Source organism: Vibrio sp. 1078-1 (genome assembly GCF_033340475.1).
Genome location: NZ_JAWOWM010000015.1, coordinates 44,340 through 67,938, shown reverse-complemented (window position 1 = coordinate 67,938; position 23,599 = coordinate 44,340). Strand labels below are relative to the sequence as shown.

Below are 23,599 nucleotides of genomic sequence, written 5' to 3'. Positions count from 1 at the left end.
GATTAATTCCCAAACATCAATGCGGTCAGTACAAAGTCTAATCCTAGTACTGCTAAAGAAGAATGCACAACAGTGCGCGTAGTTGCTCGGCTGATCCCTTCCGATGTTGGAATAGCATCATAACCGTTAAATAGAGCGACCCAAGTAACCGTAATTGCAAACGCAAAACATTTGATCATACTGTTACCAATGTCTTGCCCTAGCTCAACAGAGGACTGCATCGCTGACCAAAAACTGCCGTGATCAACGCCTTTCCAGTCAACACCAACAAGCTGAGCGCCCCAAATTCCCACAGCCATGAAAATCATAGCCAGTAAAGGCATTGAGATAACCCCAGCCCAAAACCGTGGTGCAATCACTCGTTTCAATGGGTCTACCGCCATCATTTCAAGGCTAGACAGTTGTTCCGTTGCTTTCATTAGACCTATCTCTGCGGTTAACGCAGAACCGGCACGACCAGCAAACAAAAGTGCAGTAACAACGGGTCCTAATTCACGGAGTAACGAAAGCGCTACCATTTGCCCCAAACTGCCTTCTGCGCCGTAATCCACCAACACAACATAGCCTTGTAGACTCAAAACCATTCCAATGAACAGACCAGATACGACGATGATCGCCAGCGACTGAACACCAACAGAATAAAGTTGCTTAACAAGCAGAGGAAAGCTTCTGATCGGTTGTGGCTTAGAAAATAGCGCCCCAATCAACATGAAAGTCGCACGACCAAATGCTCCGCAAATAGAAAGCGTGCGTCGACCCAGCGAGGCGACAAAGTGAATGAAGTTATCGACCATCAAATAAGTCCTTTTCGATACTTTGAGAAGGGAAACGAAACGGTACAGGACCGTCGGCATCACCTTGTAAGAACTGCTGGACACGAGGATCAGAGTTTTGAGTCAGCTCTTCTGGCGTACCATAGGCGATGATTTTTCCATCGGCCATCAGGTATACCCAGTCAGCAATACTCATGACTTCAGGTACGTCGTGAGAAACCACAATAGAGGTCAAACCTAACGCTTGGTTTAGATTGCTAATTAGCTCAACCAAAACGCCCATAGTGATTGGGTCTTGCCCCACAAACGGCTCATCGTACATGATCAGGTCAGGATCAAGTGCGATTGCACGAGCCAAAGCAGCGCGTCTTGCCATACCACCTGAAAGCTCACTCGGCATTAATTGCGCCGCGCCGCGCAGACCGACAGCTTCGAGCTTGAGTAACACCATGGTGCGAATCAAATCTTCCGATAAATCGGTATGCTCTCTCAATGGAAAGGCGACATTATCAAAAACATTCAAATCAGTGAATAAAGCCCCTGACTGGAACAACATGCTCATTTTCTTTCGAGCATGGTAGAGTTTTTTACGCGAGAGAGAGGGAATATTGTCGCCATCAAACCAGATCTCTCCTTGCTCGGGATACAACTGACCACCAATCAAACGCAGCAGTGTTGTTTTACCAATTCCCGATGGTCCCATAATGGCCGTCACTTTGCCCTCAGGAACATGCAGATCAATATCATCAAAGATCATGCGTTCTCCCCGTGAAAAAGTGAGGTTGTTCACGGTGACTAAATCGTTGTTCGACATATCATCTCTTCTACTGTAGGAGCGTTGCAACTCACGGAATCATCAAGCAGATACTCATCGGAGTTGAATTCTACGTTTAATAAAGTAACGTCGGTACATTTATTAGGCTGCAATCATAAGCACATTGGCGTTGAATTTAAAGCACTGTTCAATTAAATAAAGTCGAGTATATCCCTGCAATTTCTCATGGTTTATGACCGAATTAGCACGAAGTGTTTAAATCCTAGACCAGAATTGCTCATTTAAATGAGTGAGATTTACATACATTTTCGTTACTAACCTTTAATTTATTCTTCGTTTATCTTCCATTTTAGGCCGCAAAAGGTCAAAATTAGCGGTTATTCATTTTACTTATTTAATACTTAGGAATTCTCATGCTCGAAGCCGTTGCGTTGCTTATAGTCGGTCTTGTTTTGCTTGTTTGGAGTGCAGATAAACTTGTTTTTGGCTCTGCAGCGATAGCCCGCAACGTCGGTATTTCCCCGCTTGTCATTGGCATGACAATCCTCGCGATGGGCTCATCCGCCCCTGAGATGATGGTATCTGCAACCGCTGCTTGGGATGGCAAAACAGATACAGCGGTGGGTAACGTATTAGGCTCAAACATAGCGAACATTGCGTTAATCCTAGGTATTACAGCGCTGATCAAGCCTTTGTCGATTAGCTCCGCCGTCATCCGCCGAGAACTTCCACTCATGATAGCCGTAACCGTACTCGCTGGTATTCTGCTTTGGAATAGCCATCTCGGTTTTTATGAGGGTGTCTTATTGTTTGTACTCTTTGGGGCATTTTTATTTGCTATGTTGCAAATCAGCCGCAAAGAGCAAAAATCAGGTGATGTTTTTCTTGATGACCAAGAGTCAGAGATCCCAGAAGGCGTCAGTAACCCTAAAGCAATCATGTGGGTGGTTATTGGCTTGATACTGCTTCCTTTGGCAGCCAGCATGCTGGTTGATAACGCGGTAATTATTGCTAAACACTTTGGTATGAGCGACCTTGTTATCGGTCTAACTATTATCGCCATTGGCACTAGCCTGCCAGAACTAGCCGCATCACTTGCGGGAGTTTTAAAGGGTGAAGACGACATGGCTGTCGGTAACATTATCGGTTCGAATGTGTTTAACATTCTGGCGGTAATGGGGATTCCTGGCATCATTAATCCATCGGTGCTCAGTGAGTACGCGATGGGACGTGACTTCTGGGTCATGTTAGGCGTTTCATTGTTACTTGTCGCGATGTGTTTGGGTAAATCACGCAGTATTAACCGTATTGAAGGTGCCATCTTGTTTGTGTGCTTCTTAGGTTACCAAGTGTACTTATTCGCAAACATGACCGCTTAATTACCACGATCAATAAGTAGAGATCTGATATGTCCAATCAATTTGATTTTCGCGCTGCTGCTAAACAAGTTCTTGATATCGAAGTTGCTGCTCTGCAAGAGCTAGATACCTACTTTGATGATCAATTTGAAAAAGCGTGTGAACTTATCCTTTCCAACAACGGCAAAGTTGTCGTTATGGGTATTGGCAAGTCAGGCCATATTGGTAACAAGATTGCCGCCACTCTGGCAAGCACTGGGACTTCGGCGTTTTTCGTTCATCCAGGCGAAGCCGCACATGGTGACTTGGGTATGATTAGCCCTGGTGACATTGTGCTGGCAATTTCTAACTCTGGTGAATCAAACGAAATTCTGTCTCTATTTCCAGTATTAAAGCGCCTGAATATTAAGATCATCAGCATGACAGGTAAGCCAGAATCAAATATGGCCAAGCTGTCTGACTTACACCTGCAAATTACGGTACCTCAAGAAGCTTGTCCGTTAGGCCTGGCGCCAACTAGCAGTACGACTGCCACATTAGTGATGGGAGATGCATTAGCCGTAGCTCTGCTTCAAGCTCGTGGTTTTTCTGCCGAAGATTTTGCCCTATCTCACCCAGGTGGTGCACTGGGGAGAAAACTGCTACTTAAGTTGTCTGATATTATGCACTTTGGAGAAGCGTTACCTAAAGTTTCTCCTGACGCATTAATTCGTGATGCCCTGCTTGAAATTTCAGAAAAGGGGTTAGGCATGACAGCCATCGTCGATGAGCACGATGCTATGCTTGGTATATTCACCGATGGTGATTTACGTCGTACCTTAGACAAGCGTATCGATATTCATACGACGGCAATTGGCGAGGTCATGACGACAAACCCAACCACAGCACACCCTGATATGCTGGCGGTTGAAGGTTTGAACTTGATGCAGAATAAAAACATTAACGCTCTGATTTTATGTAAAGACGAAAAAATTGTGGGTGCACTGAACATGCACGATTTACTAAAAGCTGGCGTGATGTAATATCAGCACAAACATTTAAATCATTTATTAGACGAATAAAGGCAATGGTCAGGGAAGTACTGAGCTAAACGATAGGCCTTCATTATATGAGTTTTACTCGCCTTATTTATTTGCTCTTGATCTTCGTTGTAGCGTGGTGCGGTTATTACCTACTAACCCCTAAAGGCAACGACGCAATTCAAGTAGCACCAGATTCTGAACTGCCCATGTTCAGTGGTTCTGGATTAGAAAACATCACCTACGGTGAAGATGGTGTCCGCAGTTACATCATTCGCTCCACTAACTTAGACCATTATGCTAAGAGTGGAGATACTATTTTTAATAACCCGACTTTGATGGTTTACCGTGAAGGTAGCGTCATTGAATGGAAGGTGACTGCCACAAGAGCAGTGTTAGATGAAGACCAAGTTTTGACTTTATATGACAAAGTCTTAATGCAAAACCTTCTGCCTGGTGCGAGTTTTGATACCATGGCAACAGACAAATTGGTCATTAATCTAACCAATCGTGATTTTAAAGCTGACCAACAAGTGATGTTGGTTGGACCACAATTTGAAACTACTGGAGGCGCAATGCAAGGCAACTTAAAACAGCATACTGCGACTCTGACAGATGAAGTTCAAGGTCGATATGAAACCGTTACACCTTAGCCTACTGGCACTGGTATTGGCGGCGCCTCAAGCGCTGGCACTCAAGTCGGATACTCAACAGCCGGTTTACATAAACTCTGACACCCAACAGGTGGACATGAAGAGTAACCAGGTTGTTTTTGAAGGCGATGTATCTCTTAAGCAAGGGAGCATCAATATCGATGCTGATAGAATCGTGGTAACTCGCGATCCTAAAACCGAAGCAATTAAACAGATTCAAGCATTTGGTAAACCTGCGAAGTTTTCTCAGCTGATGGACGATGGTAAAACACTTAGCGGTCAAGCTACGGAGTTGGATTACCGTATTTCTACAGACGAACTGACCATGAAAGGTCAAGCGCAGCTGGCGCAAGACAACAACACCATTAAAGGTTCTTCGATTCGTTACCAAATTGGTAAACAAAAGCTAGTCGCAGATAGCTCTAAGGAAGAGCGCGTTACGACCATTTTGCAACCCAATCAGATAGAGAACTAATATGGCAGTACTGAGTGCGAAAAACTTGGCGAAAAGCTACAAAAAACGCAAAGTCGTCACTGATGTTAGCTTAGAAGTTGAATCTGGTCAGATTGTTGGGCTGCTCGGTCCAAACGGTGCGGGTAAAACCACCTCGTTTTACATGATTGTCGGCTTAGTACCTCGCGATGAAGGCACCATTACCATTGACGACAATGACATCAGTATTTTGCCGATGCATAGCCGTTCACGACTTGGCATTGGCTATCTTCCGCAAGAAGCGTCGATTTTCCGTAAGCTTTCAGTAGAAGATAACATCATGGCCGTACTTGAAACTCGTCAAGAAATGACGAGGGAAGAGCGCCAAGATAAACTGGAAGATTTGTTGGAAGAATTCCACATCCAGCACATCAGAACCAGTGCTGGTATGGCACTATCAGGGGGTGAGCGACGCAGGGTGGAAATCGCTCGAGCTTTAGCGGCCAACCCTCAGTTCATTTTATTGGATGAACCTTTCGCTGGTGTTGACCCAATTTCGGTTAATGACATCAAGAAAATCATTGAGCATCTGCGCGATCGTGGTCTCGGAGTGTTAATCACTGACCATAATGTACGTGAAACACTGGACGTATGTGAAAAAGCCTATATCGTGAGCCAAGGGCACCTAATTGCATCGGGAACTCCGGCAGAAGTTCTCAATAATGAACAGGTGAAACAAGTTTATCTCGGCGAACAATTCCGTCTATGATTATATTAGGAACGGTAAGATTCTGAGCATTACAAGGTAAGTAACACTGAATGAAACCTTCATTACAACTCAAGCTAGGTCAGCAGTTAGCCATGACGCCACAGTTGCAGCAAGCGATTCGCTTATTGCAATTGTCGACACTCGATCTTCAACAAGAAATCCAAGAAGCGTTGGACTCAAACCCATTATTGGAAGTTGAAGAAGGCCAAGACGAGCCTCTAGCAAACGGTGAAGATAAGTCAGCGGTCGAGGCAGCTGATAGCAACAGTGCTAGCGAACCAACAGAAATTGACGTTCCAGATAGCTCCGATGTGATAGAGAAATCAGAAATTAGCTCTGAACTTGAAATCGACACGACTTGGGATGACGTCTACAGCGCGAATACTGGTAGCACCGGCTTAGCTCTTGATGATGATATGCCCGTCTACCAGGGCGAAACCACTGAATCATTACATGATTACCTCATGTGGCAGCTTGACCTAACACCATTCAGTGAAACCGACCGCACGATTGCATTAGCGATTATTGACGCTGTTGACGACTACGGCTATTTAACTTTGTCGCCTGAAGAGATTCATGAGAGCTTCGATAATGAAGAGATAGAGTTAGACGAAGTAGAAGCCGTTCGTAAACGCATTCAACAATTCGATCCTCTTGGCGTAGCATCGCGTAACTTACAAGAATGTTTGTTACTGCAATTGACGACCTTCCCAGAAGACACGCCGTGGCTTGCTGAAGCCAAAATGATACTTGCGGATCACATTGATCACCTAGGCAACCGAGACTACAAGCTCGTCATCAAAGAGACTAAGCTGAAAGAAGCCGATCTTCGTGAAGTCTTAAAGCTTATCCAACAGTTAGATCCTCGTCCAGGTAGTCGCATCACTCCTGATGATACCGAGTACGTAATCCCAGACGTATCCGTTTTTAAAGACAATGGCAAATGGACCGTTTCTATAAACCCGGATAGCGTGCCAAAATTAAAAGTAAATCAACAATATGCTCAATTAGGCAAAGGTAATAGCGCGGATAGCCAGTACATCCGCAGCAATTTGCAAGAGGCAAAATGGTTAATTAAGAGCTTAGAGAGTAGAAACGAGACGCTACTCAAAGTTGCAAGATGTATTGTTGAACATCAACAAGATTTCTTCGAGTATGGTGAGGAAGCCATGAAGCCAATGGTACTCAATGATGTCGCTTTGGCTGTGGACATGCATGAATCCACGATTTCTCGTGTAACAACGCAAAAGTTTATGCATACACCACGTGGTATTTTTGAATTGAAGTACTTCTTCTCTAGCCATGTTAGTACTGACAACGGCGGAGAATGTTCGTCAACAGCAATTCGTGCACTCATTAAAAAACTGGTCGCAGCAGAGAATACTGCCAAACCACTGAGTGATAGCAAGATTGCTGCTCTTCTGGCTGACCAAGGGATTCAGGTCGCAAGACGTACGATAGCCAAATATCGCGAATCCTTGGGAATTGCCCCTTCAAGTCAGCGTAAACGCCTATTATAAGGCACTAACTGAAAAGGAAAGTCTATGCAAATCAATATTCAAGGCCATCACGTTGATCTTACCGATTCAATGCAAGACTATGTAAATTCTAAGTTTCAGAAGCTCGAAAGGTTCTTCGACCATATCAATCAAGTGCATGTTGTACTAAAAGTTGAAAAAATTACTCAAATCGCGGAAGCTACGCTTCACATAAATCAAGGCGAAATCCACGCATCAGCCGATGACGAAAATATGTATGCCGCGATCGATTCGCTGGTAGATAAATTGGTTCGCCAACTTAATAAGCACAAAGAAAAACTAAACAGTCATTAATCATGCAACTGAGCGAAATACTGTCATTGGACTGCACCAAAAGTGCGGTCCACTGCACGAGTAAAAAACGCGCCCTTGAAATGATCAGCCGTATCGTGGCTGATCAAACGGGCCAAGATTCTACCGAGCTGTTCGAATGCATGCTCAATAGAGAAAAAATGGGCAGTACCGGTATCGGAAACGGTATTGCGATCCCTCACGCGAGAATGCAATCAAGCGACAAGGCCATTGCTGTCTTACTGCAATGTGATGAAGCAATCGAATTTGATGCGATTGACAATCGACCTGTCGATCTTCTTTTTGCGCTCCTTGTACCAGAAGAACAGTGCAAAGAGCACCTCAAGACTCTATCCTCTATGGCAGAACGTCTGAGCGATAAGCAAGTATTAAAACTACTGCGTAATGCTCAGAGTGATGAAGAACTTTACGACATCATGATTCACCAATAAGCAGGACTAACTCCATGCGACTAATCGTTGTTAGCGGGCACTCAGGTGCCGGTAAAAGTATTGCGCTTCGTGTACTGGAAGACTTAGGTTACTACTGTGTTGATAACCTGCCAGTTAACTTGCTGGACGCATTTGTTCATTCTGTTGCTGACAGCAAACAGAATGTTGCAGTCAGCATTGATATTCGTAATATTCCTAAAAAGCTAAAAGAACTGACGAGTACACTAGAACAGTTAAAAACTGAGCTTGATGTGACCGTGCTTTTCTTGGACGCCAATAAAGAAACGCTACTCAAACGCTACAGCGAAACACGCCGAATTCACCCGTTATCTTTAGGTGGCACCTCCCTCTCGCTCGATCAAGCCATCGAGCGTGAGAAGCAAATTTTGACGCCACTCAAAGCGCATGCAGATCTGGTCCTAAATAGTAGTGGGCAGTCTTTGCATGAATTGAGTGAAACCGTGCGTATGCGCGTTGAAGGCAGAGATCGCAAAGGGCTCGTTATGGTATTTGAGTCTTTTGGTTTTAAATACGGCCTGCCTTCCGATGCCGATTACGTATTCGACGTTCGCTTCTTACCTAACCCACATTGGGAACCAGCACTACGCCCGCTTACAGGTCTGGATGCTCCTATCGCCGCATTTTTAGAGCAACACCAATCGGTGTTAAGTTTGAAATATCAAATTGAAAGCTTTATAGAGAATTGGTTACCTCTGCTTGAGAAAAACAACCGCAGCTACCTGACCGTTGCAATCGGTTGTACTGGTGGTAAGCACCGCTCGGTGTACTTAACTCAGCAAATCGGTGAATACTTCGCCAACAAAGGACACCAAGTACAAATTCGCCATACCTCACTAGAGAAAAACGCTAAGGAGTAGCCGTGGAGTTAAGTCGTAAAGTATTGATTCAAAACCGCCTTGGCTTACATGCTCGTGCAGCAGTCAAACTGGTCGAACTGGCACAGAGCTTTGAAGCGGTCATCACCATCGACAATGAAGAAGACAAAACCGCCACAGCAGACAGCGTAATGGGCCTGTTAATGCTAGAGTCCGCTCAAGGACAATACGTCACGATCCACGCAACGGGTGGGCAAGCGGAAGAAGCACTGGATGCCGTTTGCCATTTGATCGAAGATAAATTTGATGAAGGCGAGTAGTTTACTCGCTTTTTTCTTACCTCCCATTATCTTTCTCTTCCCTGACCTAATAAATAAATTTGCTTAGTATCATAAGTTGTTATTAAAAGGCGCCTAGAATTAAGTTATTATTCAACGCATTGTAAATATCAGGAATTGGGAGGAATGAATGGCAGAGCAAATTGAATTCGACCAAGCTCACCAAGCCCTCCAAGAAGTCACAGAAGCGCTAGAAAATGGCCGCTTCGTCCATGTTCGTCGTCAATTACAGGACATGGAACCTGAGGATATCGCTCACCTTTTAGAAGCCTCCCCACGTAAGAGCCGTGAAGTTCTTTGGCAACTCACCGACCCTGAAGATTATGGTGAAATCCTTGACGAGCTGAACGAAGACGTCAAAGACAGCCTCGTATCCAAAATGGCACCAGAAGCGCTTGCAGAAGCGACAGAAGGCATGGATACCGATGACGTGGCTTACGTACTGCGTAGCTTGCCTGACAACCTGTCACGCGAAGTCCTGTCGCAAATGGACTCATCTGACCGCCTACGGGTCGAAACCGCCCTATCCTACCCAGAAGACACCGCGGGTGGACTGATGAACACCGACGTCATCACAATTCGTGGTGACGTAGATGTGGACGTAGTTTTGCGTTATCTACGTATGAAAGGCGAGCTTCCAGAAGCTACGGATGCCCTGTATGTGATCGATGAAGAGAGTAAGCTCATCGGTGAACTGCCGATCACGACGCTTATTACCACTCAGCCAGACGTAAAAATCATTGATGTAATGGAAGACGCGGACGAGGCCATCACCGTCGATACTAGCGACTCAGATGTTGCGAGTCTGTTCGAACGCCGTAATTGGGTATCTGCACCTGTTGTTGATGAAAACTTGCATTTGGTCGGTCGTATCACCATCGATGACGTGGTTGACGTTATTCGTGAAGACGCGGAACACTCGATGATGAGTATGGCGGGTATGGACGATGACGAAGATACTTTCGCGCCTGTTGTAAAATCAGCTCGCAAACGCAGTATCTGGCTTGGCGCTAACGTATTAGCCGCCCTTGCTGCTGCTTCCGTTTCTAACATGTTTGAGGCCACATTAGACCAAATGGCCGCCATTGCGGTATTGATGACGATTGTTCCGTCCATGGGTGGTGTCGCTGGTAACCAAACCGTCGCACTAGTGATTCGTGGTCTTGCTCTTGGTCATATCGGAGACTCAAACAAACGCGAACTGTTAATGAAAGAAGCCTCGATCGGCTTACTTAACGGCATCATGTGGGCGCTAATTATTGGTGGTATTGTTGTTGCTTGGAAAGGTAACTGGATGCTCGGAGGAATCATTTCCGCCGCCATGCTGACCAACTTATTGGTCGCAGGTATTGCCGGAGTAACGATTCCAATCCTATTGAAAAAAATGAACATCGATCCCGCTTTAGCTGGTGGTATGGCATTAACAACAGTGACGGATGTGATTGGTTTATCTGTCTTCTTAGGGCTTGCCACAATACTGATTACCTAACAGCAAAAACGAAAAAGCCTGATGAACACATCAGGCTTTTTTGATTCTGAATTGCTAGAAAAGCTTATTCACCCGCCACTTTCATGGTATCCAGTAGGATAGAGCCCGTTTGGATTTGTGAGCGCGTTTCAATATCACTACCAACCGCTACAATCTTGGTGAACATGTCTTTTAGATTACCTGCGATGGTAATTTCTGATACTGGGTATTGGATCTCGCCGTTCTCAACCCAGAAGCCTGCGGCACCGCGAGAGTAATCACCCGTTACCACGTTCACACCTTGTCCCATAACCTCTGTCACTAGAAGACCAGTACCGAGCTCTTTAAGCATTTGTTCGAAGTTTTGGCCTGTCGACTTCACGTACCAGTTATGAATCCCACCAGCGTGACCTGTCGGCGTCATCTTCATTTTACGTGCGGCATAACTGGTTAACAGATAAGTTGCTAGCACACCGTCGGTAATGATCTCACGGTCTTGAGTGTACACACCTTCACTATCGAATGGACTTGATGCCAAACCACGCAATACATGCGGACGTTCTGAGATATTGAACCATTCAGGAAGCACTTGTTTGCCTAGATGGTCAAGTAAGAAAGAAGATTTTCGGTACAGGTTACCACCGCTGATCGCCATAACGAGATGGCCAATCAAGCCTGTCGCAACATCAGCCGCAAACATGATTGGGTATTGACCTGTTTTTAGACGCTGCGCATCTAAGCGGTTAACCGTATTCTCTGCCGCCTTACGACCCACCGTTTCTGGGGTCCATAAGTCATCACGATGACGTGCCACGGTGTAGCTGTAATCACGTTCCATCTCGCCGTTTTGACCAACGCCAATTACACAACAGCTAGTACTATGGCGGCTAGACGCATAACTAGCTAATAAGCCATGGCTATTGCCATACACTTTCACGCCGTAATGACTATCATAACTCGCGCCATCACTTTGCTTGATTGCACTGTTATAACTTAGCGCTTCTTTCTCAGCGGCAATCGCCACATCGGCAGCATAGTCTGGATCGGGTGCGTCAGGGTGGAAAAGATCAAGCTCAGGGATCTCTTGCACCATGTATTCTTTCGCTGCAGGGCCTGCAAATGGGTCTTCAGATGTGTAATGTGCAATATCTAGCGCCGCTATAACGGTTTGCTCGATTGCAGCTTCACTTAAATCAGACGTGGAAGCACTGCCTTTGCGTTGACCTCGGTAAACGGTAATGCCCAGCGCACCATCGCTGTTGAACTCGACATTTTCTACTTCACCCATACGAGTTGAAACACTTAAACCAGTGCTTTTAGTAATTGCGACTTCGGCGGCGTCAGATTTTGCCGATGCAAGCTTTAAGGCTCTTGCGACGGCTTGCTCTAGCTCGGTACGTTGCTCAGCAACCTGCTGTTTAATATCCATTGTCTTTCACATCTTGTCTTTGATGAACAATAGGATAACAAGAATTTCGCTTTCTCCCCATGATTCTTGTTAAAATAGTCATAATATTAATCAAAACACAGGCAACTGAAATGGCACGTAAGAATCAAAAAGCGCCATGGGAACCAGAAGAAGAGATCATCTGGGTAAGTAAATCCGAGATGAAGCGAGACATGGAAGAACTGCAAAAGCTAGGTGAGGAGCTTGTCGGCCTCAAACCTTCAGTTCTAGAAAAGTTTCCATTGAGCGAAGATTTGCGAGAAGCAATTGCTGACGCGCAACGCTTTAAAAATGAAGCGCGTCGTCGCCAATTACAACGTATTGGTAAATTGATGCGTTACGAAGATCCAGAGCCAATCCAAGCCGCACTGGATAAAATTCGTAATAAGCACTCTCAATTAACGGCGGTATTCCACAAACTTGAAGCGTTGCGTGATCGCGTTGTGGAAGAAGGTGACAAAGCCATTGATGACGTAATGGAAATGTACCCAGAAGCGGATCGTCAGCGTCTACGCCAACTTGCTCGCCAAGCAGCGAAAGAGAGAAAAGCTGGGAAACCAGCAAAAGCGTACCGCGAAATCTTTCAGATCCTTAAAGGTCTAAACGAAGAAGAGTTTTAATTCGAGGGCTCACGCAATGAGCATTCGATTTAAACGCAAAAAGCAGACGTCAATGTCTGCTTTTTTTATCTTTGGTTTTACAGTCAGCGTTACACTAAGCGATTAACGCGGTCTCCGCGATCGAAAGCGTTAATGTTATCAATCAGGATTTCCGCTAAACGTTGGATAGATGAGTCGCTGCCCCATGCAACATGCGGTGTCAGTAACAAATTAGGTAAACTCATATTGGCAATCAGCGGATTGCTCTCATCAGCCGGTTCTTGTGTAAAAACATCAAAACCAGCCGCTGCAATTTCTTGCTGTTTTAAGGCATCCACCAGTGCGCTCTCATCCACCAAACCTCCACGCCCTGTATTAATCAAAATGGCGTTGGACTTCATTTGTTTCAACTCTGCTTGACCAATTAAATTCTGAGTATGATCGTTGAGCGGGCAATGCAAAGTCAGCGCATCGGAGCGTTTTAATACTTCCTCAAACGACACATAACCTGGTCTACATTCTGCCGCCCCTTTACGCTCAGAAAACAACACGGTCATTCCTAACGCTTGAGCCAGATTCGCCGTCGCTTGCCCTAGTGCCCCACTACCAACAACACCTAACGTGCTACCACCAATATCCCCGATTGGGTGAGTAAAAAAACAAAACTGCTGGTTACGCTGCCACTCACCTGCGGCAATATCTTGGTGGTACCCAAATAAATTTCGTCTTAAAGCGAATAACATTGCCATCACGTGCTCGGGCACCGAACGCGTCGCGTAACCACGTACATTAGCAACCGCAATACCATTATTAGCACAGTAGTTCACATCGACGTTGTTAAAACCAGTTGCGGCAACCGCGATCATCCGTAATTTTGGTAGTTGCTCTAATACATGTTGGTCAAGCACGACTTTATTGCTAATCACGATATCGGCATCTGCTAACCTTTCTATTACCTGCCCAGGCGCAGTTAGGTCGTACTCACGCCAGTGGTGCGGAAAGCCAGGTCGTGGGATCTCAATATGTTCTGGGATGGTCGCTCGGTCTAAAAATACGATGCTTGGCAAAGACATAACAACTCCTTGTTCACGGCTGAAAGACAGGATACATCAACCACAGTAACGAAATAGCCAAAAATAGCGAACTAGAAAGAACCGTTGTTGAGTGCAATTGGCATTAAGGGTGTGGCAACGTTTTATAATCAGGCAATGTACGCTCTGGCGAAAAATAGTTAAAGATCATCGCCTCGGCTTCAGAATAAAAGTCACAGGGTACAAAAATACTGCTCAGCTGATCCGTAGCTGGATGATAAAAACTTAGCTCCGCAGCGTGCAACTCTAAACGTTCTGAAAACTGATACGCCTCTTCGCTTGCATAAAACTCATCACCCACAATCGCATGACCAATCGCCATCAAATGCACGCGTAACTGATGCGATCGACCAGTAATGGGCAGTAGTCGCACAACGGTCGTATGGGTGCCATCAGGGTGCACTTCACGCTTCACTACTTGGAATAAAGTTTGAGATGGTTTGCCGTCGTCAAAACATACTTTTTGTCGTGGACGATTTGGCCAATCACAAATTAATGGAAGATCAATATTCCCTTCTTGCGGCTCAACATGCCCCCAAACACGTGCGTAATACACCTTGTGAGTGAGGCGATATTGGAACTGCTTTTTTAATGCTCGCTCCGCGGGTTTGTTTTTCGCCAGCAACATCAACCCTGATGTCGACATATCCAAGCGATGCACAACTTGAATTTCTGGATGCAACTCTTTGAGGCGGATCCACATGCTGTCGTAATGCTCTGCAAGGCGACCAGGGACAGACAGCAGCCCTGATGGCTTATTCACTGCCAGAATGTCGTCATCCTCAAAAACGATGTCAACCCAAGGGTCGGTGGGAGGGGTATATTCAAGCATTGCCATGGGAGATCTCTACAAAATAAAAACGCCGCGATTATATACCCAAATAGCACCCAGATGCAGGATTCTGAAGAAAAGTTCAACCCAATAAAACAAAGTCAATCCTTTAGCATAAAAACTAAAAATAGCACGTTGTAAATTTAGTTTGACAACAAGACGCATAACTGAATAGAGTGCTAGATGCACACAGCATGATATTCGCAAAGAATACTTAAAATAAATACACCAAAACACAGCATTTAAAAGACATTACCGTTGCGCAGTATAGGGCGATCGCTCAGCTTGTCATGTACTGCGGTATGTATCTCTTTAGAAAGATACATAAGATAAAAAGGACAATAAGCAATGGACTCCGCCGTTATAGATAAACCCCAATCCAAACTTTCCTTATTTTTTCGTTCGCTAGGCCCCGGCATATTAATGGCATCTGCTGCGGTCGGTGGCTCTCACCTCGTGGCATCAACCAAGGCTGGTGCGATTTATGGTTGGCAATTGGCTGCACTGATTCTGCTCGTAAACCTGTTTAAATACCCTTTTTTCCGAGCGGGCGTACAGTACACCATGGGGACAGGGCTCACCTTGGTTGAGGGCTACGCGAAATTAGGTCGGCCTTATCTATGGCTATTTCTATTTCTTAGCGTGGTATCGGCCGTCATCAATACCGCCGCTTTGTTGATGTTTAGCGCTAGCTTGCTGGGCTACTTCATTCCGTTTTCACTATCAATGGCATCACTCAGCATCATTGTGATTGTCACCTGCCTGATCATATTATTTGCTGGCCATTACAAAGCGCTCGATACGCTATCTAAGGTGATCATGTCGGTGTTAACCATCGCGACTTTACTCGCTGTTTCTATCGCCTTTGGTAACCCTGTTGAACAAGTGGCCAACTTCGAGCCGCCGTCACCTTGGTCTATTGCGGCTATTGGTTTTATCGTTGTGACAATGGGGTGGATGCCTGCACCGATTGAGATCTCCTGTTTAACCTCAGCGTGGCTAAAACGCCAATCAAGCCAGCAAGAAGTAACATACCGCTCTGCTCTATTTGACTTTAATGTCGGTTATATTGGCACGGCGTTTCTTGCCATTATCTTTGTATCGCTAGGCTCTTTGATGCTTTATGGTTCTGGCGTTGCGCTTGAAAGCTCTGGCGTTGGCTTCTCCCACCAATTGGTTGGCTTATATGCGGCAACGATTGGCGAATGGTCTCGTTACTTAATCGCGGTAATTGCGTTTTTCTGTATCTTTGGCAGCACGATTACCGTTATTGATGGCTATTCGCGCGTTATTTCGGATTCTCAACGCTTACTGCGCTCGCAACCAGACACTAACCCTAAAACCACTTCAGCGATCATGCTGGTAGTCTCCTTACTTGCATTGGGTATTGTGGTTTTCTGGGCTTCTGCGTTATTGCCTATGCTGAACTTTGCGATGATCCTCGCCTTTATGACCACGCCATTCTTTGCTCTGCTAAATTACACATTAGTGAGCAAAACCAAGTTACCTGAGCCTTTGGCTGTTGGACCTAAACTAAAGTGGTTGTCGATTGCAGGCCTGATTTACTTGTTTGGCTTCTTGGCTGTGTTTATTTGGTGGAAGTGGTTGATGTAAATGAGATAGCTATCAGTGATTAATGCATTCCGCATAAAGAAACTAAACCGTAAATAAAGAAAAAGGTCTTCAACTGAAGACCTTTTTTAATGAGCAATAAATACTTACTTAGTTGTGGCTCACCACAATCAAACGCAGCGAGTCGAGCTGAACCTGAGCTTGGTTGATGTAACCAGTGAGCTCTTTAATTTGTGCGTCGATAGCTTCAATTTCTTCGTCACGAATATTTGGGTTCACCGCTTTCAGTGCTTGCAAACGCTCAAGCTCTGCATTCAAACTGTGCTGCATATCTTGATGAGCTTGCTTGCGTACTTCTTCGACCTTCTCTTCAATAAGAACATCACCAGCTTCAATTAAGCGGTGTACGTCTTTCTGTACCGACGTAACCAACTTGCTACCTAAGTGACGGTTTACAGGGCTGAGCTGGCGGTTAAAGCTTTCAAACTCCACTTGAGCAGACAAATCATTACCACGCGAGTCCATCATTAAACGGATTGGCGTTTTCGGTAAGAAGCGCGCGATACCACTGCGTTTTGGCGCTTGCGCATCTACCGCGTAAATCAACTCAAGAAGAATAGTCCCGACTGGTAACGCTTTGTTTTTCAATAGAGATACCGCAGACGTCCCCACCCCTTCACTCATAAGAAGATCGATACCACCCTGGATCATTGGGTGTTCCCAACTGATAAAGTGCATATCTTCACGAGATAACGCTGTATCACGATCAAACGTGATCGTCGCTCCTTCGTATGGCAGACCTGGGTAGCTTGGCACCATCATGTGCTCAGATGGGGTCACAATCAGGGCGTTTTCACCTTTATCGTCTTGATTCAAGCCAATCGTGTCAAAAAGAGAAAGTGCGAAGGTGACCAGATTGGTATCGCCGTCGGTTGATTCAATTTTCTCAACGATTTGTTGTGCTTTTTCCCCGCCATTTGAATGCATTTCTAATAGGCGATCACGGCCTTGCTCCAATTGGGATTTCAGCTCTTTATTCATTTTTGCTGACGCTTCAATGATCTCATCTAGCGTGCTGGTATCACCAGAGGCAAGAATTTCAATCAGATCATCGGAGTACTTATCGTAAACAGCACGGCCTGTTGGGCAGGTTTCCGCAAAAGCGTTCAGGCCTTCATCGAACCAACGTGCTAGGATCGCTTGCGATGTGCCTTTCAGGTAAGGAACATGAATGTCGATATCGCGATTTTGACCGATACGGTCCAAACGACCAATACGTTGCTCAAGCAAGTCTGGGTTGAATGGCAAGTCAAACATGACAAGTTGGTTGGCAAACTGGAAGTTACGACCTTCAGAGCCGATTTCGCTACAGATAAGAACTTGTGCTCCACCTTCTTCTTGCGCAAAGTAAGCCGCCGCTTTGTCACGTTCAAGAATCGACATACCTTCGTGGAAAACGGTGGCGCGGATACCTTCACGCTCACGCAGTGCTTGCTCCAATTGCAGTGCGGTACTCGCACGAGAAGCAATCACGAGGATTTTCTCGCTGCGCTTCTCTTTTACTTTTTCAAGCAACCAATTCACACGCGAGTCAAACTGCCACCAGCTCGCGTCATCGCCTTCAAATTCTTGGAAAATTTCTTCCGGGTAAAGGTTCTTCATCGCACGTGCTTCAGAACTCATCTTACCGCCAATCATTCCAGCAACACGCATTGATGTAGTGTATTGCGGTGGAATATCCATTGGCATCAGATGCACGTTACGCGTAGGGAAGCCTTTGATGGCCGCGCGCGTGTTACGGAACAAAACACGCCCTGTACCATGACGATCCATCAAGTTATCGATCAGCTCTTGGCGTGCCGACGCTTTAGCTTCTTCGTCCGCTTCACTTTCAATAATACGGAAAAGTGGTTCTACGTCTTGTTCAGACAACAACTCAGTGATCTGGTTTTTTGCTTCATTAGGTAGCTTTTCACCGGAAAAGAGTGAAGTAATCGCATCTGCTACGGGCGCGTATTGCTCTTCTTCCTCAACGAATGCTTCGTAATCATAGAAGCGGTCTGGATCCAACAAACGCAGACGAGCAAAGTGACTCTCACGACCAAGCTGCTCTGGCGTTGCAGTCAGTAGCAACACACCTGGAGTACGTTCAGCCAAGCCTTCTACCACTTGGTATTCACGGCTCGGTTTATCTTGGCTCCATTCAAGGTGATGCGCTTCATCGACAACCAGTAGGTCCCATTCACCTTCCAGTGCTTGTTCAAAACGCTTGCGGCTCTTGCGTAGGAAATCCAAAGAACACAGCACATATTGCTGAGTATCAAATGGGTTTTCTGCATCCGCAAAAGCTTCGATACAGCGCTCTTCGTCAAAGATAGAGAAATGCAGATTGAAACGACGCATCATCTCAACCAGCCATTGATGCTGCAGTGTTTCAGGCACCACAATCAAAATGCGTTCGGCACGACCAGACAGAACTTGTTGGTGGATGATCATACCCGCTTCAATGGTTTTACCCAAACCTACCTCATCCGCCAACAAGACGCGTGGCGCGTGACGACGGCCAACTTCGTGCGCGATGTAAAGCTGATGAGGGATCAAACCTGCACGCATACCGCATAGGCCACGCATTGGGCTCTTATGCTGCTCAAACTGGTTGGTTAGCGCACGGTAACGCAGAACAAAGTTGTCCATACGGTCGATTTGACCGGCGTACAACTTATCTTGAGGTTTGTTAAAACGAATTTGGTTGCTAAGGAAAATCTCACGCAGAACAACAGCGGTTTCTTGCGTGTCTTCACGAGTACCGAAATAGGTGTAAAGACCTTCATCTTCCAGTACTTCTTCTACTTTTAGAGACCAACCTTCTTGGCAATCGATGACATCCCCAACATTAAAGGTGACTCGGGTAACAGGTGCATCGTTACGTGCGTAAACTCGGTTTTCCTCTGACGCTGCAAACATCAATGTCACAGTACGAGCATCCATTGCTACAACGGTACCTAAACCTAAATCGCTTTCCGTATCGCTAATCCAGCGCTGCCCCAAAGCAAATGTCATGAATTGACTACCTCGTTATTAGTTCTTGATTCGTATTTCTTGTTGGTCTACTCATGCCCGTAGGCACGGATAATAGTTTAGATCTGATTCTGGCTTCTGCTATGCCGATAGCATTCGTCATTCCAGTATGAACTGAGTATTTTTTAAGCCAGCTCAACATGATAAATCGGACGTAGCCTATACGCAGAAAAAGGTCGCTAATCTTACTTGAAGCTGTGATTTAGGTCACGCCGAAACCGCACCAAGCAGAAACTTTTTTTCCCAAACTCTAAATGCAATCAAATTGTAAAATACTCATGCCAATTATTAAGTTGTAGAACGTAAATATTACGTATACTTCTAATGAGGGGCGTTTAAAACCATTGCATATGATTTAAGCGCGTTAGTACACGATTAGGATCAACACGGGTTTGCAGTAAGTTGTCTTGCTACTCGGTTGCACACTAGCCGACATCAGCCCGACAACCTCTATTGCAAGCAATCAGAGTTAGGTCACTTCACATCTATTTGGAAACGACCTAACAACTCGCATGCAGAGCCGTACTACGGCAAGGAGACGCTATGGGCGATACCGATCGGAAACTGTTTGTACTCGATACCAACATTCTTCTTCATGAACCCTTTGCCATCTTCTCTTTCCAAGAACACGATGTCGTTATCCCCATGACCGTGTTGGAAGAACTCGACCGAATCAAAGACAGTAAGCGCGACGTTGCAAGAGATGCGCGCGTGGCTATTCGCACCTTGGAAGATTTGTTTAAAGAAGCAACGCCAGATGAAATCTCTGAAGGCATTCCTGTTTCTAAAGACAACCCCGACCAAGGTACTATTTCCATTTTGGCGGATTTTGAACTGCAGGAAACTGTCAAAGCCTTCGCCGACAAAGCCGGTGACAACCGTATTCTCAACGCGGTGCTTTATCTGCAAAATAAACGTGCACCACGTGAAGTGGTACTGATCACGAAAGACATCAACATGCGTCTGCGAGCCAAAGGGGCTGGTGTACGCTTTGTTGAGGACTATAGAACCGACCAACTGATTGACGACATTCAATACCTAACCAAAGGCTTTCAATTGCGTGAAGGTGATTTCTGGAGCGGTATTGAGGAAGTAGAAAGCTATGCTCTGGGCGGAAAAACTTACCACAAACTCAGTCGCGAACCCTTCGACCCAACCTTTATCAACCAATACGTTATTGATGAAGACAGTGACTTTGCTGGTCGCGTAGAAACCATCAATGAAGACAAGCTAACGCTTCTCGACCTGAGCCGCGAACGTCTAATGCATCGTAAGGCTTGGGACATCACACCTAAAAATATCTACCAGGGAATGGCGTTAGATGCCTTACTCGATCCAGAAATTGACTTGGTGATTCTAACGGGTGCGGCGGGTAGTGGTAAGACATTACTGGCAATGGCAGCAGCATTGGAGCAAACCATTGAAAAAAGCATGTTCGATAAAATTATCGTAACACGTAACACGCCAGATATCGGTGAATCCATCGGCTTCTTACCCGGCTCCGAAGAGGAGAAAATGATGCCGTGGTTAGCGGCGGTGACCGATACCTTGGAAGCACTACATAAACACGATCACTGCACTGAAGGCTCATTGAAGTACATCTGCGATAAAGCCAACATTCAATTTAAATCGATCAACTTTATGCGTGGCCGTTCGATTCAAAATGCGTTTGTACTGCTTGATGAGTGTCAAAACCTCACTGCATCACAAATCAAAACCATCATTACCCGCTGTGGCGAAGGAACCAAAATCGTCTGCTCCGGTAACTTGGCGCAGATTGACTCTCATTACCTCACCCCAGTGACATCAGGATTGACGTACATGGTTGAGCGCTTCAAGAACTTTGAAGGCAGCGCAAATATTCACCTCAACGGCGTGGTTCGTAGCCGCTTGGCGGAATTTGCTGAAGAAAACCTGTAATTGACACCGACTCACAAAGCAAAAGAGCGCTCTAATGAGCGCTCTTTTTATAACGATTCGACTGAGTTACTCCGTGCCACCCACTGTCAGTGAGTCCAGCTTCAAGGTCGGCTGACCAACACCAACTGGCACACTTTGACCTGCTTTACCACATACGCCAACGCCCTTGTCGATACTTAGGTCGTTACCGACCATAGACACTTGCTGCATTGCTTCGATACCTGAGCCAATCAACGTCGCACCTTTAACAGGGCGCGTAATTTTACCGTTTTCAATCAAGTACGCTTCCGATGCAGAGAACACAAACTTACCCGAAGTAATGTCCACCTGGCCGCCACCAAAGTTTGGCGCATACAACCCTTTCTCGACCGTCGAGATAATTTCTTCTGGCGTATGTTCACCTGGAAGCATGTAAGTGTTGGTCATACGAGGCATTGGCAAGTGTGCATACGATTCACGACGACCGTTACCCGTTGGATTTACACCCATTAGCCGCGCGTTTAGCTTGTCTTGCATATAGCCTTTCAGCACACCATTCTCGATAAGCGTGTTGTACTGACCGTTTACCCCTTCATCATCCACATTCAGTGAACCACGAAGGTCTTTTAACGTGCCATCATCGACGATGGTACACAACGAAGACGTCACTTGTTGACCCATTTTGCCAGAGAAAACCGAAGATTCCTTCCGGTTAAAGTCACCTTCTAGGCCATGACCTACCGCTTCGTGTAGCAACACGCCAGGCCAGCCAGAACCCAATACCACTGGCATCATGCCAGCTGGTGCGGCTTCTGCTTCAAGGTTGATTAACGCCATGCGAATCGCTTCGTCTGCGTAATGAAAAGCTTGTTTCACACCATTGCTTTCCGTTAAAAAGAAATCGTAACCGAAACGGCCGCCGCCACCAGCACTACCGCGTTCACGTCGTTCACCTTTTTGTGCGAGCACGCTAATAGACAAACGCACCAAAGGACGAATATCGCCTGCATAAGTACCGTCTGTTGCCGCAACAAGCATCTGCTCATGCACACCGCTGATGCTGATCGAGACTTCTTTAATCAATGGTTCTTTAGTGCGGATGTAAGCATCTAGAGATTTGAGCAATTCTGTTTTTTGCTGCTTTTCCCATTCAGCTAGTGGATTCACAGCGGCGTAGTACGCTTGGTTTTCGGTGCGTTTAAACGCTTGGACTTTGCCATTTTGCCCTTGCTGAGCAATACCGCGCGCCGCCATTGCACTCTGCTTCAGGCCTTCAGGCTGGATTTGATCAGAGTAGGCAAAGCCTGTTTTCTCGCCAGTTACTGCACGGACACCAACACCACAATCAATGTTAAAAGAGCCATCTTTGATGATGCTATCTTCTAGAACCAGAGACTCATGCCAGCTGGACTGAAAGTAAATGTCCGCATAATCGATCTGGCGCGTCGCAATGCTGGCAAGCGTGTCAGCAATGTCTTGTTCTGTCAGACCATTTGGGGCAAGGAGTGCCTGTTCTATTTGGTTTGTGCTCATAGTTAGCTCTTTTATTTCCGTCTCAATTCATTTTGAAAGCGACTGTGTTGAGTCAGCGGCATATTCTGCCTTACTTGTTGGCTTTGTGACAAATCTATCTCTGTCACCAATAAGCCTACTTCATCCTGAAGCTGTTTATGGATACGTCCCCAAGGGTCAACGACCATTGAGTGTCCCCATGTTTTTCGTCCACATGGATGCGTTCCAGTTTGTCCGCTTGCCAAAATCCAACATTGTGTCTCAATCGCTCTAGCTCGCAATAATACTTCCCAGTGAGCTTGCCCCGTCACAGCGGTAAACGCAGCGGGCACCACAATGATATCCGCCCCTTCTTGACGCAATACTTTATAAAGTTCTGGGAAACGTAAATCATAACAAATACTCAATCCAACACTGCCGATATCAGTTTCCGCAACGACTATTTGATTACCCGCCATAAACGTATCCGACTCACGATAACTACCATAACCATCGGCTACGTCGACATCAAACATATGCAGTTTGTCATAGTGAGCAATGCATTTACCGTGCGGCGGAAATACAAGTGTTGTGGTGGTGACACCTTTTGCGGTTTGAATGGGCATGCTTCCGACAATTAGCGTTAACTGGTTCTTTCTAGCGATTTCACAGAGCCGCTGTTGAATCATGCCACTGCCAAGTGGCTCTGCATGTTGATGATAAGCTTCGCGACTGGAAAATAGCACTGTATTTTCAGGAGTAAGAACAAGTTTGGCACCTTGCTTGCTCGCTAAAGCACACTGTTTTTCAATGAAGTCCAAATTCGCGTTAATATCCGGACCCGAAGTCATTTGAATAATGCCAACACGCTCCATGTGTTTCCTCCC

Annotated in this window: 22 protein-coding genes; 14 read left to right on the top strand and 8 right to left on the bottom strand. The window is 45.8% G+C overall.

Annotated features, from left to right (window positions below; genetic code table 11):
* Positions 1 to 2: 2 nt before the first annotated feature.
* A complete protein-coding gene (gene mlaE / locus R7190_RS21085) occupies positions 3 to 794 on the bottom strand; it encodes a lipid asymmetry maintenance ABC transporter permease subunit MlaE (protein WP_005381100.1) in 792 nt (263 codons plus the stop codon).
* The gene (gene mlaF, locus R7190_RS21080; RefSeq protein WP_005388422.1) at positions 784 to 1,587 is read right to left on the bottom strand and encodes a phospholipid ABC transporter ATP-binding protein MlaF; all 804 of its coding nucleotides are present in this window, start codon (positions 1,585 to 1,587) and stop codon (positions 784 to 786) included. The genes mlaE and mlaF overlap by 11 nt, the downstream gene beginning before the upstream one ends.
* 374 nt (positions 1,588 to 1,961) lie before the next feature.
* On the opposite strand from mlaF, the gene R7190_RS21075 reads away from it, so the two are divergent.
* The 11 genes from R7190_RS21075 (at position 1,962) to mgtE (ending at position 10,724) form a co-directional block, all read left to right on the top strand.
* Positions 1,962 to 2,927, top strand: coding sequence for a calcium/sodium antiporter (locus R7190_RS21075; RefSeq protein ID WP_005381102.1), 966 nt, complete (start codon positions 1,962 to 1,964; stop codon positions 2,925 to 2,927).
* A gap of 29 nt (positions 2,928 to 2,956) precedes the next feature.
* Entirely contained in the window at positions 2,957 to 3,928 is a 972-nt protein-coding gene (gene kdsD, locus R7190_RS21070; RefSeq protein ID WP_005381104.1) for an arabinose-5-phosphate isomerase KdsD, read from the top strand.
* Between the two features lie 86 nt (positions 3,929 to 4,014).
* The gene (gene lptC / locus R7190_RS21065) at positions 4,015 to 4,578 is read left to right on the top strand and encodes an LPS export ABC transporter periplasmic protein LptC (RefSeq protein WP_005381106.1); all 564 of its coding nucleotides are present in this window, start codon (positions 4,015 to 4,017) and stop codon (positions 4,576 to 4,578) included.
* Positions 4,559 to 5,053, top strand: coding sequence for a lipopolysaccharide transport periplasmic protein LptA (lptA, locus tag R7190_RS21060; protein ID WP_005381109.1), 495 nt, complete (start codon positions 4,559 to 4,561; stop codon positions 5,051 to 5,053). The genes lptC and lptA overlap by 20 nt, the downstream gene beginning before the upstream one ends.
* A 1-nt stretch (position 5,054) precedes the next feature.
* Positions 5,055 to 5,780, top strand: a complete 726-nt coding sequence (gene lptB, locus R7190_RS21055; protein ID WP_005381111.1) for an LPS export ABC transporter ATP-binding protein — start codon at positions 5,055 to 5,057, stop codon at positions 5,778 to 5,780.
* 50 nt (positions 5,781 to 5,830) lie between these two features.
* Complete coding sequence (locus R7190_RS21050) at positions 5,831 to 7,300, top strand: RNA polymerase factor sigma-54 (protein WP_005381112.1); 1,470 nt, start codon at positions 5,831 to 5,833, stop codon at positions 7,298 to 7,300.
* Between the two features lie 24 nt (positions 7,301 to 7,324).
* Complete coding sequence (gene hpf, locus R7190_RS21045; RefSeq protein WP_005381114.1) at positions 7,325 to 7,612, top strand: ribosome hibernation promoting factor; 288 nt, start codon at positions 7,325 to 7,327, stop codon at positions 7,610 to 7,612.
* Positions 7,613 to 7,614: 2 nt separating this feature from the next.
* Complete coding sequence (gene ptsN / locus R7190_RS21040; RefSeq protein ID WP_005381116.1) at positions 7,615 to 8,061, top strand: PTS IIA-like nitrogen regulatory protein PtsN; 447 nt, start codon at positions 7,615 to 7,617, stop codon at positions 8,059 to 8,061.
* Between the two features lie 14 nt (positions 8,062 to 8,075).
* Positions 8,076 to 8,939 (top strand): RNase adapter RapZ, encoded by an 864-nt coding sequence (rapZ, locus tag R7190_RS21035; RefSeq protein ID WP_005381118.1) that lies wholly within the window; start codon positions 8,076 to 8,078, stop codon positions 8,937 to 8,939.
* A 2-nt stretch (positions 8,940 to 8,941) separates the two neighbouring features.
* Positions 8,942 to 9,217, top strand: a complete 276-nt coding sequence (locus tag R7190_RS21030; RefSeq protein ID WP_005381120.1) for an HPr family phosphocarrier protein — start codon at positions 8,942 to 8,944, stop codon at positions 9,215 to 9,217.
* Between the two features lie 148 nt (positions 9,218 to 9,365).
* Positions 9,366 to 10,724, top strand: coding sequence for a magnesium transporter (mgtE, locus tag R7190_RS21025; RefSeq protein ID WP_005381121.1), 1,359 nt, complete (start codon positions 9,366 to 9,368; stop codon positions 10,722 to 10,724).
* 64 nt (positions 10,725 to 10,788) lie between these two features.
* On the opposite strand, the gene pmbA is transcribed toward mgtE, so the two are convergent.
* Entirely contained in the window at positions 10,789 to 12,132 is a 1,344-nt protein-coding gene (pmbA, locus tag R7190_RS21020; protein ID WP_085570019.1) for a metalloprotease PmbA, read from the bottom strand.
* 110 nt (positions 12,133 to 12,242) lie between these two features.
* On the opposite strand from pmbA, the gene yjgA reads away from it, so the two are divergent.
* Positions 12,243 to 12,770, top strand: coding sequence for a ribosome biogenesis factor YjgA (yjgA, locus tag R7190_RS21015; protein WP_025767614.1), 528 nt, complete (start codon positions 12,243 to 12,245; stop codon positions 12,768 to 12,770).
* Between the two features lie 89 nt (positions 12,771 to 12,859).
* Here yjgA and R7190_RS21010 read toward each other — a convergent pair whose 3' ends face one another.
* Together R7190_RS21010 and R7190_RS21005 are read right to left on the bottom strand one after the other, a co-directional pair.
* Positions 12,860 to 13,822 carry a D-2-hydroxyacid dehydrogenase gene (locus tag R7190_RS21010; protein WP_025767613.1) on the bottom strand — a complete coding sequence of 321 codons (963 nt, stop codon included), beginning with the start codon at positions 13,820 to 13,822 and terminating at the stop codon, positions 12,860 to 12,862.
* Between the two features lie 103 nt (positions 13,823 to 13,925).
* A complete protein-coding gene (locus R7190_RS21005; RefSeq protein WP_085570018.1) occupies positions 13,926 to 14,678 on the bottom strand; it encodes a pseudouridine synthase in 753 nt (250 codons plus the stop codon).
* A 342-nt stretch (positions 14,679 to 15,020) separates the two neighbouring features.
* Here R7190_RS21005 and R7190_RS21000 point away from each other — a divergent pair, with 342 nt between their 5' ends.
* Positions 15,021 to 16,286, top strand: coding sequence for an NRAMP family divalent metal transporter (locus tag R7190_RS21000; RefSeq protein ID WP_085570017.1), 1,266 nt, complete (start codon positions 15,021 to 15,023; stop codon positions 16,284 to 16,286).
* Positions 16,287 to 16,394: 108 nt separating this feature from the next.
* On the opposite strand, the gene rapA is transcribed toward R7190_RS21000, so the two are convergent.
* Positions 16,395 to 19,304 (bottom strand): RNA polymerase-associated protein RapA, encoded by a 2,910-nt coding sequence (gene rapA, locus R7190_RS20995; RefSeq protein ID WP_005388434.1) that lies wholly within the window; start codon positions 19,302 to 19,304, stop codon positions 16,395 to 16,397.
* Positions 19,305 to 19,865: 561 nt separating this feature from the next.
* Here rapA and R7190_RS20990 point away from each other — a divergent pair.
* The gene (locus R7190_RS20990; protein WP_005381133.1) at positions 19,866 to 21,242 is read left to right on the top strand and encodes a PhoH family protein; all 1,377 of its coding nucleotides are present in this window, start codon (positions 19,866 to 19,868) and stop codon (positions 21,240 to 21,242) included.
* A gap of 66 nt (positions 21,243 to 21,308) precedes the next feature.
* On the opposite strand, the gene tldD is transcribed toward R7190_RS20990, so the two are convergent.
* Positions 21,309 to 22,754 (bottom strand): metalloprotease TldD, encoded by a 1,446-nt coding sequence (gene tldD, locus R7190_RS20985; RefSeq protein WP_005381134.1) that lies wholly within the window; start codon positions 22,752 to 22,754, stop codon positions 21,309 to 21,311.
* 11 nt (positions 22,755 to 22,765) lie between these two features.
* A complete protein-coding gene (locus tag R7190_RS20980; protein WP_005381136.1) occupies positions 22,766 to 23,587 on the bottom strand; it encodes a carbon-nitrogen hydrolase family protein in 822 nt (273 codons plus the stop codon).
* Between the last annotated feature and the right edge of the window lie 12 nt (positions 23,588 to 23,599).